The following is a 13615-nucleotide window of genomic DNA, read 5'->3' as shown; positions in this document are numbered from 1 at the left end:
GGGTTCTACCGAAGAGAGCCTGGAGCGCGCTCGGCGTGCGCTCCAGGCGTTTGCCCTAGAACTTCTTGCCTTCTTCCTTGAAGATCGCCTTCCAGTCCTTGACCAGGCCATCGAGCGCTTCCTGCGCGGTGCCCTTGTCCGCCACCACGTAGTCATGCACGCGCTTCTGTTCGGCTTGCAGGAGTTGGGCATAGGAAGGCTCGGCCCAGAAGTCGACGACCATTCCCATCGACTTCAAAAACTCGCCGGCAAACGGCGCGCTGTTCGGGAAGCCCGGATCGTTCAACACTGACTTGGCGCAGGAATAGCCGCCTAGCGCCCACCACTTCTTCTGCACATCTCCACCGGAGAACCATTTGATATATTGCAGCGCCTCGGCCTGGTTCTTGGAATAAGAAACGACCGAGATGCCCTGCCCGCCGAGCTGCGTCGCCCGAGTCGCGGGGCCGGCGGGATTGCTGAAGAAGCCGATCTTGTCCCCACCGACGTTCGGATCTTTGTAGAGGCCCGGGAAGAAGGCGAAGAAGTTCATCTGAAGCGCGACTTGCCCCGACTTGAACGCATCAAGCCCTTCGGACATGTAGGAGTTGGATGCGCCGGGGGGCGTGCAGCACTTGTAGAGCTCCTTGTAGGCCTCGAGCCCCTTCACGGCGCCAGGCGAGTTGACGAACCCGTCCATTGAATACGGCTTCTTCGGATCCTGATACTGGAAGCCGTAATCATAGAGGTAGTTCGACACGCCCATGGTGATGCCTTCCGAGCCCCGCTCGGTATAGATCGAAGCGCCATAGACCTTCTTGCCGTCGATCTCGCGGCCCTGGAAGAATTTTGCGATGTCGCGCAGTTCATCGAGCGTCTTCGGCACGGCGAGATCGCGGCCGTACTTGGCCTTGAAATCCGCCTGGATCTCAGGCCGCGCAAACCAGTCTTTGCGATAGGTCCAGCCCACCGCGTCACCCATGGCGGGCAGCGCCCAATAGTTCGGGCTGTTCTTCGGCCACTCGGAATAGCCGACCACTGTCGCCGGCATGTAGTCGTCCATGCTGATTCCTTCCTTTGTGAAGAAATCGTTGAGCTTGACGTACTGACCGTTCTCGGCGGCGCCCCCGATCCATTGCGAATCCCCGATGATGAGATCGCACAGCGAGCCATGCGAATTGAGCTCGTTCAGGAAGCGGTCGGCATAGTTGGTCCACGGCACGAACTCGAACTTCATGCCGACGCCGGTCTTGGCGGTGAAATCCTTCGACAGTTCGACCAGGGCGTTGGCAGGATCCCACGCGGCCCAGCACAGCGTGATGGTCTTGGCCTGCGCATGCGCAGGAGTAGTCCCCACTCCGACACCGAGCGCGGATGCGAGAACTCCGAACGTAGTAAGAAGCGCCTTTACTGTCTGTTTCATAACGCTTTCCCTCCCAGTGGGGCCGGCCATCGACATGGCGCGACTCTCCAACCCGCTCGAATGCTTCGAGCAGAGCGATACAGTCCTTCACGGGCTGAACGACTAAACGGACGTTTCCTCGCGCCTGCCTGGATTCTTAGGGATTCAGCCAAGCTCGATTTGTTTAGTGAAACACTATATACTAAACATTGCAAGCACGCTCTTAAGTCGCTCGGTCATGGTGCCCCTCGCGAAATTGAGGCAGCAACCATGCGCTCAACCGGTACTGGCTATGCGATCTGCGCCACCTTGAGTTACGTCAGGGACTTTGCGTTCGAGCACGGCTGCCTCGACCTGATCCGCAAGAACCGTAAGATGGCTGGCTCTAGAGACGAATACGCATTGTCGCTATGGACGGCGATGCCGTCTGGCTTCGTGCCTGCCTAAACATCTTCTTTCTGAAGAAGAGAATGCAGACGTTGAGCGAGTTCGGCCACGCCAAAGGGCTTGTGAATAATCGGGAACTCGTCTGTCGCCCCGTGACGCGCGAGCACGTCTCCCACGTAGCCCGACGTAAGTAATATCTTGATCCTGCTGTTCCGCCGCTTTGCTTCGCGAGCAAGCTCGACGCCATTGGGACCATTCGGCATGACAACATCGCTGAACAGAAGATCGAACCCCTGATCGCTGTCGAGAATTCGGATGGCTTCGGTACCGTTGTGAGCAAGGCGAATCCGATAGCCAAAGCTCGTCAGCATTGCAGACACGACTTCCAACAGATCTTCATTGTCCTCGACCAAAAGAATTCGCTCGGAGCCTCCCGGCATAGCCCGGGTCTGTTCAGTTTCCACCTCGTCGCGAGCCTCCTGATTGGCTCTCGGCAGGTACAGTGAGATCGTGGTGCCGGCGTTAGGGGCACTTTCGACTGAAATATAGCCACCGGATTGCCGGACAAAGCCATACACCATGCTGAGACCGAGGCCAGTGCCCTTGCCAACTTCCTTGGTAGTGAAGAAGGGCTCGAAAATCCGGTCTCGCACCTCGGGAGACATCCCCTGCCCCGTATCCGAGACGGACAGCCTCACATATGATCCGGCCGGACATCCAGCGACGGCTTCCCGATCCAGAACGACGTTCCGCGCCTCGATCTCGAGCACTCCGCCGCCCGGCATCGCATCGCGGCCGTTCAGCGCTAGATTGAGAAGGGCAGTCTCCAGCAGGGATGGATCCACCTGACAGAGCCACAATCGCTCGTCGATCTTCAGCCTGACCTCGCATTCTGCGCCGACCGCCTGACGGACGAGCCCCTGGAAGTTGGAGATCAGCTCGTTGGCATTGATCAGTTTAGGGTTGAGCTTTTGCCGTCGAGAGAAAGCGAGGAGCTGTGCGGTGAGCTTCGCCCCCCGGTCGGCGGCACGCCGCGCAGTCGCGGCGAAGCGCCGGATCTTGCCGTCATTTGCCGCGCGCTCGATGAGATCAAGGTTTCCCGAAACGACGGCAAGCAGGTTGTTGAAGTCATGGGCAACACCGCCCGTGAGCTGTCCGACGGACTCCATCTTCTGACTCTGATGAAGCTGCTCCTCGATGCGCTGGCGCGCCTCCACGGCATGCTTTTGCTCGGTGACGTCTCGAAAGAAGATCGCGATCCCTTCGCCAGAAGGAAACGCGTTGATCGCATACCAAGCGGCACGACGAGGACAGTGCGCTTCGAACGAAACCGGACGGCGGTCCGACATGACTTCCCGAAGCTGCTCGACGATTCCCGTATCGGCGGCATCCAGAAGCGACGCCTGCAGGTGCATTCCAATCAGATCACGCCCCTGAGCGATCTGAGACCAGGCCCTCTGGTTGAAGAAGCTGATCCGCCAATCGTGGTCGACGATCACGACGCTGTCGGTTGTGCTTTCGAAGAGCATCGTAAGCCGGGCCGCGGCGTCCTCGGCCTTCTCTTTTGCATCGGACAATTCCTGCTCGCGGCGATCCAGCGCATCGGCCATGGTGTTGAAGGCGCCGGCTACGCCCGCGATTTCAGAACTGCCGCGGATATTCACACGGCGAGCATAGTCGCCGAGACGCCATCGGTTCGCGGCGTCAACTAATAGTCCGAGCGGCCGATGGATGAATTGCCGGGCGCCGAGCAGCGTCAGGCCCAGCACCATCATGGCGCTGAGGGCGATGAGGAAGATGTCGTGTCGGGTCCGGCTCTGGATCTCGGCAAAGGCGTTCGCCTTGTCGAGGCCGAAGCTGACGCGAAGTCCCCCAGAATCGGGCCCGAGAGTCGAGAAACCCACGATCCTCTCGACGCCGTCGACATCAACCAGGTCGGCTGCGAGACCGTCGCCATACTGCCTCTCATCACCAACGCGAACCAATTTCTTACCGACAAATCGGTCATTGTCCGGATAGCGGGCAAGGTAGGTGCCGTTGCGATCGGTGATGGCCAGCGCGTCTCCCGCCGGAACACCCGCGCGCGCGATGTAGTCCGCTAACCAGTCCAGGCCGAGAGGCGCAATGATGACGCCCCCTGGCTGACCATCATCTCCGTAGAAAGGCAGCGCGAACTGAATGAGTTTCCGATCGACGGACAGACCGATCGAGAATTGTCCCACCGTAAACGCGCCCGTCTTCAACGCGTCCGCAAAGTAGGGACGCCCGGAGACATTCACCGGCTTGCGATCTGTGTTTGTATCGCAGAAGGGCTGGCCACTCAGATCGGTCGCGACGAAAGTGAGGAAAGCCGGAAACCGGGACCTCATCCCTGCCATCGCCGCATTGCACCCCTGGCTATCTTTCGCCTTTATCGCAGGGAGTTCGGACAGCGCAATCAGGACCTGCCGAATGCCCTGAACGATCTGTTGCTGCTGTTCGGCGGCGAGCTTAGCGAGACCGAGCGCCTGATTCTGTACGTCCACTTGGCGCGCGCGTCGAAGGTTAACTTCGTTGTACGCCTGAATCGAGATAGCGGGCAATAACGCGACTGCGACAAGCGCCAACAGGCGCGACAAGATGGTCATTCTCTGCCGTATTCAAATCGTCCCGGAGCTTGCTGTGCATTTCAATCCCAATGGCCATACGCTTATAGGCGTTCGTTATTCCAATCACGATCGTGAGAACCACGAGTGACCGCTCGTTGAACATGCGCGGCGGCGCGAGCTTTCATCCGCACCCGCTTTCAAATGACACATGTTGCATGTTCGCCCCTGCAATCCCGCCCTACTCGTGAGCGCCATGACATCGCGCGGTGGTACAGCCACAATCGACAATCTTGGTACTGTTTTTTTGAGCGGGCATCGCGCATCTATCTGCCGAGACCAACGGCAACTCGGATGTAACTTCGACCTGTGGAACGACGGTTCGAATGCGTCGGGCGCGATCGCGCCGCGGCGTCGGAGTATTGCGTCGGTAAGACCAAACCTACTTTGCTTAAAGCACCGCCTTGCTCATGATCGCTCATGAAATGCCAGGCGATCACAGATCCGATCTGGACCGCGCCAGCGAACCGGCAAGCGCCGGTACTTCATCGCCCAACCATCCTGGAAAAGCTGGCGGTGATGGAGTTATGGTCCAACGAATCGGCGGATGTGTTTCGGTAACGGAAGGAGCCACCTGGATCGGTTCCGTTACAAGCGCCTTTATCTTGTCGAAGTCTGCCTTTGACCCTCCAGGCACGATTAACCTTGGCGGTTAGGCTTACCGAGCAAGCATCTCCGCGAGAAGCTTGACGGCCGATCTATGAGCCGTTGGCCAGAACCGATAGATTGTAAGGATTGAGTCGTTGCGTTCGAGTGGCGCGCGTGAGTTTTCAGCTTTCCATATTGAAGATTTTGGCAGGGCAGCCAGACGGCCGGGGAAACCTTGAGCTTATCAAGCTGCATCTCGCGGTTTTCTATACGAGCGGCCCTGAATGGACGTTGCGTATGAAGCGTCTCGCTGAACTTGCGCCGGATCTTGATGCGTTCAGCCAAGGCCTCATCACTCGCGAACGCGGCGCTTGGACTATCACGAACCAAGGACGCGACTTCCTTGCCAAACTCGAGGGGGCTGCCTTGGGTGCAACGCCGGCCATACGGCCCCCCGACCCAGCCGAGCCGGTTGAGGTCGAGCAAGCCTCGCCAATAGCTCCTCCAGCGGCGGCTTCTCTGCCGAAAGTACTGGAGCGATCGCACGGGCGCCCCCAAGGCAAACACCGCAAGAACCATCGCAAACGATCGGCTTAAGTCGGCGGAATCTTAGATCGGTTCGGTCTAAGACGGATCGACCTCCTCAGCCCTACGGTTGGTCAGTGGGGCGAGAAGGCGCGCGATGGCCTCGTAATGGCGATGTACTGCCTCGAATACTCCCCGCTCTCCGAAGATGACCGTCTGCGGGCGCGTCAGCCGTCGTAACGAGAAGGGCAGCGGTCGAAAGAAGCAGCGAGTGACGGGTCGTGATTGTTGGATGCGGTACGTTTCTCATCGCTTAACTCCAAATCGGGGCAACACTTTTGCGCGGTCGACCCACAAAACCGCTTCCGACTTTTGATCAATCGTTATCGTTGTGCCTCGCTATCCGACCAACACGTAATTGCGCGAGTGTTGTTCGGATACCTTTGTGGGCGAACCTAAGAACCAAATCACCAGATCGGCGTTATCCCGGCACTATGGAGCCGTTTCGCGGAGGTCTAATGATGGACCCGAATCGAGCAGCTTTACTCCTATCTGCTATCGCTCTGGCCATCGCCATTGGATCGGCAATCACGTCAGAGCACCTCGATACTCGTACGGCCAGCAACGACGCACCTCCCGGAACGGTAGGCCTCGCTAGACCGCACCCGCCGCTGGACCGTGCGCCAGGTGAACCGATACAAACGGTAGGCGGGCCGCCTGGCGCGAGTATTCGGCAGCGTCCCTGACCGAACACTGGCCACCCAGCGAGAGCGCTACCGAAGCTCCTTGATGTTGCCGGTGCTGTCGACGATGAGCGACCGCTCCGTACCCTCCTTGATTGCTCGGTAGGTCTTGATCTTGCCGCTCGGGACCTCCTGAATCTGCGAATAGCCCGCGGCACGTAACTTGGCCTCAATCTCCCCCTGCGTCAGGGCGAGCACAGGCGAGGACGCCCCGACCGTTACAACAATGGCAATGACTGATCGCATCGTTCGCCTCCTGGCTCCGCCAGAGGATGCGATGGCTCCTACCGTTTTTGGCGGCGCGCACTGTCTCACTGAAGTTCGCCAATTTTCGCTAGCGATTAGTCGAGCTACAAAGCGCGAATCGCTAACTCTTGTTAATCATTGGGGCACACGCTCTACGTCAGATATTTCATACTTCTATTTTTTTGCCGCGCATGGCCTTTGGTCGAAGAAAATCGGACCGTGTTCAATTTGCCCATCAGCACGCCGTCAACTTGATGGCTGTGGTTGGCACTTGGAGCCGAGTCTGCGTTCTCAAAGACATTTCGGCAACGGGGGCAAAGCTAGAGGTTGAGGGCTCGACTGACGTCCTAACCTCGCGAGAGTTCTTCCTAGTTCTATCGTCAACGGGCCTCGCATTTCGCGGCTGTCAGTTGGTCTGGTTGGATGGACCAGCCGCTGGCGTGCATTTCATCCACGATAAGAGGAAGTCTGCGTCGTGAGCGCCATGCTGCAAAACATGGAGCTGATCGTCCAGCGCAGCTTGCCTACTCTTGACGTAGAGTCCCTTGAATGTTGTGAGGCAAAAGAAGCACTTTTCCGAAGCAAAGATGGCTTTATGCTCTATCTAACAGATGGAGCCCCACCGCCTCTTGGTAGGGAGCGACTGGTCCCATTGAGTCTTCGTCAGGCACTCCTCTGGCTCAACGAAAACCAACTCTCTGAGGCTGGGTCTTTCTGGGCATAGCGGAGAGCAGCTTAGCTGCAATACCGGCAAAACCAAGTTTGCGTCTGGGCCCAACCCGCTTAAGCAGCTCCGGAGTTGCGGATGGAGCATCCCCGCGCGAGACCGCAATCGCATTGAGGCCACTCCGGATCCTGCCTTCAAATCACTTCCGCCGATGCTGTTGGCTTACGTTCTCAACCAGGCCCTGATCACGATCCGCCACCGGGTGCTGTTCTGGGAGCGTCGCGGACGGGTTGAGGCACGCTTATTGCTCCCTGCCCTCACGCGACACGCATCAACTCGGCGTCACGCCAATGCTCGACCCGCCTACTTGATCGTCGCGTGCACTGTGATGACCGATGTGCCAGAAGCCTTCGGCCCCTTGCCCGTTGCTTTGATGGCAAAGGTGTCACTTCCTTTGTATCTGGCCCTCGTCCTGTACTCGTAAGTCGCAACGTTGAGCTTCTTCAGTTTGCCGTGTGCTGGCTTTTGCGAGATTTCCGAGCTACTTGCCGCGCCGCGCAACGTGATCGGGAAGATGCAACTGTCCCCAGACGCGACGCTGATGTCGCCGGTCGAGTTCTCGCCCCAATCCGCCAATTCCATTGATCTGGAACATTCCGAAGCCGCCAGGACGATAGAAACATAAGTTGGGCTGGAAGCTCCCGCGACAAGCGCCAGAGTGGCAAGGCTAGACAATCGCATCGCTGATCTCCCGGATCATGCCGCACCTTAGCGCGAATCGGTGAGCAGTAGTTTCGTTGATTTCAGTGGGGGACTGGCATCGGGTTGCAGTCCGCCGGATCATGGCGGTCGTGAGCTGTCCGGGGTAGAGCGGACATGCTCTGCCCCTCCGTTACAGGAGCCTGCGGGCCAAATTCCGGACGCATGCACCGCAGCAAATAGAGCTCTTAGTCTACCCCATCGCCGGTGGGCGAAGCGGCGTTGTTGCAGGCGAGCGCTGAGAGGCGCTGAAGCCGACCGGGAACCCTGCCGCGCGAGTCTGGATTCCCGCGATGGTTGGGGTAAGGTTACGCTGCCTGCGTAGAAAAATTGCAAACAACACCCGGGAGGAATTGATGCTCGACACCACACTTAGTGCGCGCGTCCAGGTTTTCCTCGACAAGTTTGAAGCTGCGCTTGCGGCAGGCGATCTCGACGCCGCCGTAGGAATGTTCGCTCCGGAATGCTACTGGCGCGACCTCGTTGCCTTCACCTGGAACATCAAGACCATGGAAGGCCGCGATCAGGTCCGCGACATGCTCGCGCATTGCCTCGCGCATTTGAAGCCGCGCAACTGGAAAATCGCCGAGGGTGAAACGCCAACCGAGGCCGGCGGCGTGACCGAATCTTGGATCACGTTCGGGACCGAGGTCGCGCGCGGATATGGACTCATCCGCCTGCAGAACGGTCAGATCTGGACGCTCTTGACAACCATGGCCGAACTGAAGGCCCATGAGGAAAAGGCTGGCTTCAGCCGACCGCTCGGCGCCAGGCATGGCGTCAATCCCGGCGCCAAGACCTGGAAGGAACTGCGTGACGAGGAAGTCGAGCAACTCGGCTTCAAGACCCAGCCCTACGTGCTTGTTATCGGCGGCGGACAGGGCGGCATTGCGCTCGGGGCGCGGCTGCGCCAGCTCGGTGTGCCGACGATCATCGTCGAAAAGAACGCACGCGCCGGCGATTCCTGGCGCAACCGCTACAAGTCGCTCTGCCTGCACGACCCCGTCTGGTACGATCACTTGCCCTACATCGATTTCCCCAAGAACTGGCCTGTGTTCTCGCCCAAGGACAAAATCGGCGATTGGCTGGAAATGTACACCAAGGTCATGGAGCTGAACTACTGGTCGAACACCACGGCCAAACGCGCCAGTTGGGACGACACCAAGAAGGAATGGACCGTCATCGTCGAACGCGATGGCAAGGAGATTACTCTGCGGCCCAGGCAACTTGTGTTCGCGACCGGCATGTCGGCCAAGCCGAACATGCCGAAAATCAAAGGCATGGAAACGTTCAAGGGCGAGCAACACCATTCCTCACGCCATCCCGGCTCCGGCGGCTACAAAGGCAAGAACAAGAAGGTGGCGGTGATCGGCTCGAACAATTCGGCCCATGACATCTGCGCTGCGCTGTACGAGGCCGGCGTCGACGTAACGATGGTGCAGCGTTCAACGACGCACATTGTGCGCTCGGATTCGCTGATGGAGAGTATCGGCGATCTTTATTCCGAACGCGCCGTCCGCGGCGGAATGACGACGGCAAAGGCCGATCTGATCTTCGCTTCACTGCCCTACCGGATCTTGAATCAGTTTCAAAAGCCGGTCTACGACAAGATCCGTCAGGACGACGCCGCTTTCTATGCCGGGCTGGAGAAGGCCGGCTTCAGGCTCGACTTCGGTGACGACGATTCCGGGCTATTCATGAAATATCTGCGCCGCGGCTCGGGCTATTACATCGACGTCGGCGCCTCACAGCTTATCATTGACGGCAAAATCAAGCTGTTCGCTGGACAGGTCGAGGAAATCACGCCCAACGGCGTCAGGCTCGACAACGGCAAGGAATTGCCAGCAGACGTGATCGTCTATGCCACCGGCTATAGCTCGATGAACGGCTTTGTCGCCGATCTCGTGAGTCCGGAAATGGCCGACAAAGTCGGCAAGGTCTGGGGCCTCGGTTCGAATACGACAAAGGACCCCGGCCCATGGGAAGGTGAGCAGCGCAACATGTGGAAGCCGACGCAGCAGGAAGGCCTATGGTTCCACGGCGGCAATCTGCATCAGTCGCGACATTACTCGCAATTCCTTTCCCTGCAGTTGAAGGCGCGCTACGAGAACATCCCGACGCCGGTCTACGGCCTGCAGACTGTCCATCACAAGGCCTGAAATTGCCGAGCGCACAGCGGGGCTCGCGGATTGCGAGCCCCATGCCATTTCCGGGTCTCCACACTCACCAGCGCAATGGCCGCCTTGTCAGCGCGCAGCAGAAAGCGCTCGGGAATGGTTAGGCCAAGTGCCTTCGCACTCTCCGGGCGTCATCGAAGCTGGTGACAGGGAGGTCACCGGTTCTGAGAGAATTCCCCCCGCCAGTGGAATTGGACCTTCTATTTAGACACGGTTGAGAGCGCAGTTCTCAGTGGTTTGCGGGCTGAATTGAGCGCGCCGAAAGTTATTGCGGAGTACGTGCGTACTTATCTCGAAGAGCGAAAGCGCCTCGCAATCACATCGAATGGAAAAAGGCAGCGCCTCGAACAACCGCTTAGACAGTTGAATCGAGAAATCGAACGACTGGTGGATGCGATCGCAAAAGGGCACGGCGATCGATCCATTCTCGGTCCGCGATCGACCGCCCTCGGCGCCGAACGCGAGCGAATATCTGAAGAGTTGCGGAGTGAACCGCCGGCCGCAAAAGAGGTCGCGCTGCATCCAACTATTCTCAAGCGATATGAAGAACAGCTAGGTCGGCTCGAGGAGGCGCTAACGAAGGGTATCAGTTCGGGCGACGGAGAGGCCGCCGAAGCCATCAGAGACCTGATCGACACTGTCACCATGTTCCGAGATCCATCACGCATCGGTGGCGTAACGGTGGAGATATCAGGCCGGTTAAACGCCCTGTTGGGGGAAAAAGCTTTCCCAAACCAAGTCAAAGGGGTGTGGGGAAAGATGGTAGCGGGAGAGGGACTCGAACCCCCGACCCCAGGATTATGATTCCCGTGCTCTAACCAGCTGAGCTACCCCGCCACAGGGTCGCGAGCGGCGGAACGGCCGATCTCGCGAACGCGCGGCATATAAGGAAGGGGGCGGCGGGCTGTCAATCCGCCTTCGCTAAAGCTTTTGGCGGGACAAGGCCGTTTGTGCCGAATTTGGCACCAGAATCTGCAATTTTTCGGCACCGGACTCGTGGAGAGTCCCCCTCACCCGGATCGCATCTTCGATGCGCTCCGGCCTCTCCCCGCAAGCGGGGAGAGGCGAAGGAAGAATCAGCCTATTTCGGCCTGACCGTCGGGTCGCCGCCAGGACTACCGGGGGGTGGGATGACCGGCATGGCGCCGTCCGTAGAAGGGGCCGGGGCGTGCATGTCAGGGTCCACGCCCGAGGGCGGGCAGAGCACGCCGTCGGATTTGGCCAGTTTGTCGCCGAGCGGTTCCCGGGATTGGCCGGTGGTGGTGGTGCCGTCGGGCGCGGTGGCGCGGTTCGGGCGGTCCTGCGGCATGCAATTGGCGGCGTGCTGGGCCGATGGCGGCGCGGTCGCTTGCGGCGGCGTTGCAGGTCGCGGCGGGGCCTGCGCGATCGCGCTGCCTGAGGCGGCGATCAGGAGGCTGGCCAGGATGATGTTTGATGTCGTGCGCATGGGAGGGAAACGTCTCCGGCCATGCGGAGGTTCCGGCCGACGCACGGCGAATTGAAGCGCTGGAAATTGGCTGGCGGTTTCCCTGCGGCCGATCCTTCGAGGCGCCCGCCGCTGGCGGGCTCCTCGGGATGAGGTCGCGTTTTGCGGAGACAGTGCCGACTGACAGCACGATCCCCGCAAATCACGCTCACGATTTGACGTAGCGGATCAGCGAAAAGTGCCCCATCGGCGGCATCGGACGGCGCTCGGCGAGCGTGACGCCGCGGTGCCTGGCGGCCCAGTTGACGAGGCGGTCCCACGGGAATTCCGGCCGCCAGCCGAGGCGGCGGGCGATGGGGGCGAAGGCGAGCTCGAACAATTTGCGCGGGCCGCTCTCGGCGCCGATGTGATTGACGAGGATCAGTTCGCCGCCAGGCTTGAGCACGCGCACGAACTCGTCGAGCGTGCCTTCGGGATCGGGCACGGCGGTGATGACATATTGCGCCACAACCGCATCGAAGAAGTTTTCGGGGAAGGCGAGGTTCTTGGCGTCCATCACCGAGAGCACTTCGACATTGCTGAGCCGCAGTGCACGCACGCGCGCCTGCGCCTTGCGCAGCATCGGCTCGGAGATGTCGACGCCGCAGATCTTCGTGGTGCGCGAATAGTCGGAGAGCGAAAGCCCTGTGCCGACGCCGACGTCGAGGATGCGGCCGCCGATGCGGTCGGCCTCCGCGATGGTCGACTGCCGTCCGGCGTCAAAGACCTTGCCGAACACGAGATCGTAGACCGGCGCCCAGCGGCCATAGGCCTTCTCGACCCCGGCCCGCGAGATGTCTGCTGCCATGCCCCCTGCCCCGGAAATTTTCTAGCCGCGTACCGCTTCCACCAGCGGCCTCGCAGTGCTCGTTGCGACTTTCGCGGCGGCGCTCTGGATGAAGCCGCCACCGAGCACGCGCGCCTGGCCCGAAGGCGCGTCGTAGAACACGCAGGCCTGGCCGGGCGAGACGCCCTCCTCGCCGGCGACGAGCTCGACTTCGTAATGGCCGTTGCCGCCGCGCAGCCAGGCCGGCTGCGGGCTGCGGGTCGAGCGGACGCGCACGAACATCTCGAGGCCGGCGCCGATGGCGCGGTCGATGTCGCCGTCGCCGATCCAGTTGACGTCGCGCAGCACGATGCGGTGCATCTTCAGCGCATCGCGCGGGCCGACGACGACGCGGCGGCCCGGAGCATCCAGCCGCACCACGAACAGCGGTGCGTGAGCCGCGATGCCGAGGCCGCGGCGCTGGCCGACGGTGAAATTGGCGATGCCGTTGTGCCGGCCGAGCACGCGGCCGTCGAGATCGACGATGTCGCCGGGGTCCATCGCGTTCGGACGCAGGCGGGTGATGATGTCGGTATAGCGGCCGGTCGGCACGAAGCAGATGTCCTGGCTGTCGTGCTTGTCGGCAACCGCGAGACCGAAGCGGCGCGCGAGCTCGCGCGTCTCGGGCTTGGTCATGTCGCCGAGCGGGAAGCGCAGGAAGTCGAGCTGCTCCTGCGTGGTCGCGAACAGGAAGTAGCTCTGGTCGCGATCGCTGTCGGCCGCGCAGGCCAGCGCGCGCGAGCCGTCGTCGCGGCGGCGCGAGGCGACGTAATGGCCGGTGGCGAGCGCCTGCGCGCCGAGCTCGCGCGCGGTCTTCAGGAGGTCGCGGAACTTGACCGAGCGGTTGCACTCGATGCACGGCACCGGCGTCTCGCCGAGCGCGTAAGAGTCGGCGAAATTGTCGATGACGGACTCGCGAAAGCGATCCTCGTAGTCGAGCACGTAATGGGGAATGCCGAGCTTGGCGGCGACGTCGCGGGCGTCGTGGATGTCCTGGCCGGCGCAGCAGGCGCCCTTGCGATGGGTCGCCGCGCCATGGTCGTAGAGCTGCAGCGTGATGCCGACGACGTCATAGCCCTCGGCCTTGAGCAGCGCAGCCGTCGTCGAGGAATCGACGCCGCCCGACATGGCAACGACGACCCTGGTGTCCTCAGGACGGCCTTCGAGATCCAGACTGTTCAGCATGGGCCTTAAAGCGTTGTGACG

At 60.5% G+C, this 13615-nt stretch carries 12 protein-coding genes and 1 tRNA gene; 4 read left to right on the top strand and 9 right to left on the bottom strand.

Translation table 11 applies throughout. From position 1 onward, the window contains the following. Positions 1-55 precede the first annotated feature (55 nt). Positions 56-1402, bottom strand: a complete 1347-nt coding sequence (locus AC0L3X_RS25305; protein WP_063981213.1) for an ABC transporter substrate-binding protein — start codon at positions 1400-1402, stop codon at positions 56-58. Positions 1403-1651: 249 nt separating this feature from the next. On the opposite strand from AC0L3X_RS25305, the gene AC0L3X_RS25300 reads away from it, so the two are divergent. Next, positions 1652-1828 carry a hypothetical protein gene (locus AC0L3X_RS25300; RefSeq protein ID WP_354096131.1) on the top strand — a complete coding sequence of 59 codons (177 nt, stop codon included), beginning with the start codon at positions 1652-1654 and terminating at the stop codon, positions 1826-1828. Here the strand turns inward: AC0L3X_RS25300 and AC0L3X_RS25295 are convergent. Next, a complete protein-coding gene (locus tag AC0L3X_RS25295; RefSeq protein WP_283017541.1) occupies positions 1825-4395 on the bottom strand; it encodes an ATP-binding protein in 2571 nt (856 codons plus the stop codon). The two genes, AC0L3X_RS25300 and AC0L3X_RS25295, sit on opposite strands and share 4 nt — an antisense overlap. Before the next feature lie 780 nt (positions 4396-5175). Between AC0L3X_RS25295 and AC0L3X_RS25290 the strand changes: the two genes are divergently transcribed. Then, entirely contained in the window at positions 5176-5598 is a 423-nt protein-coding gene (locus AC0L3X_RS25290; protein ID WP_084795334.1) for a hypothetical protein, read from the top strand. Between the two features lie 701 nt (positions 5599-6299). Here the strand turns inward: AC0L3X_RS25290 and AC0L3X_RS25285 are convergent. Continuing rightward, positions 6300-6515, bottom strand: coding sequence for a hypothetical protein (locus AC0L3X_RS25285; protein WP_063981210.1), 216 nt, complete (start codon positions 6513-6515; stop codon positions 6300-6302). Between the two features lie 191 nt (positions 6516-6706). On the opposite strand from AC0L3X_RS25285, the gene AC0L3X_RS25280 reads away from it, so the two are divergent. Beyond that, complete coding sequence (locus tag AC0L3X_RS25280) at positions 6707-6994, top strand: PilZ domain-containing protein (RefSeq protein WP_084794970.1); 288 nt, start codon at positions 6707-6709, stop codon at positions 6992-6994. A gap of 551 nt (positions 6995-7545) precedes the next feature. Here the strand turns inward: AC0L3X_RS25280 and AC0L3X_RS25275 are convergent. Beyond that, positions 7546-7923: a hypothetical protein gene (locus AC0L3X_RS25275; protein WP_063981209.1), complete on the bottom strand. Its 378-nt coding sequence runs from the start codon at positions 7921-7923 to the stop codon at positions 7546-7548. 374 nt (positions 7924-8297) lie between these two features. Between AC0L3X_RS25275 and AC0L3X_RS25270 the strand changes: the two genes are divergently transcribed. Continuing rightward, a complete protein-coding gene (locus tag AC0L3X_RS25270) occupies positions 8298-10100 on the top strand; it encodes a flavin-containing monooxygenase (RefSeq protein WP_283017542.1) in 1803 nt (600 codons plus the stop codon). A 222-nt stretch (positions 10101-10322) separates the two neighbouring features. On the opposite strand, the gene AC0L3X_RS25265 is transcribed toward AC0L3X_RS25270, so the two are convergent. The 5 genes from AC0L3X_RS25265 to mnmA all read right to left on the bottom strand — a co-directional run bounded on the left by AC0L3X_RS25265 (position 10323) and on the right by mnmA (position 13594). Continuing rightward, positions 10323-10640, bottom strand: coding sequence for a hypothetical protein (locus AC0L3X_RS25265; protein WP_063981207.1), 318 nt, complete (start codon positions 10638-10640; stop codon positions 10323-10325). 238 nt (positions 10641-10878) lie between these two features. Then, positions 10879-10955: transfer RNA gene (locus AC0L3X_RS25260), tRNA-Met, on the bottom strand. Between the two features lie 244 nt (positions 10956-11199). After that, entirely contained in the window at positions 11200-11565 is a 366-nt protein-coding gene (locus AC0L3X_RS25255; RefSeq protein ID WP_063981206.1) for a hypothetical protein, read from the bottom strand. Between the two features lie 187 nt (positions 11566-11752). Then, positions 11753-12391: a class I SAM-dependent methyltransferase gene (locus AC0L3X_RS25250; protein WP_063981205.1), complete on the bottom strand. Its 639-nt coding sequence runs from the start codon at positions 12389-12391 to the stop codon at positions 11753-11755. Between the two features lie 21 nt (positions 12392-12412). After that, complete coding sequence (gene mnmA, locus AC0L3X_RS25245) at positions 12413-13594, bottom strand: tRNA 2-thiouridine(34) synthase MnmA (protein WP_354132284.1); 1182 nt, start codon at positions 13592-13594, stop codon at positions 12413-12415. Positions 13595-13615: the final 21 nt, after the last annotated feature.

Source organism: Bradyrhizobium sp. MI1.7 (assembly GCF_055811795.1).
The sequence above is the reverse complement of the archived record's forward strand: the minus strand, read 5'-3'. Positions and strand labels throughout refer to the sequence as shown.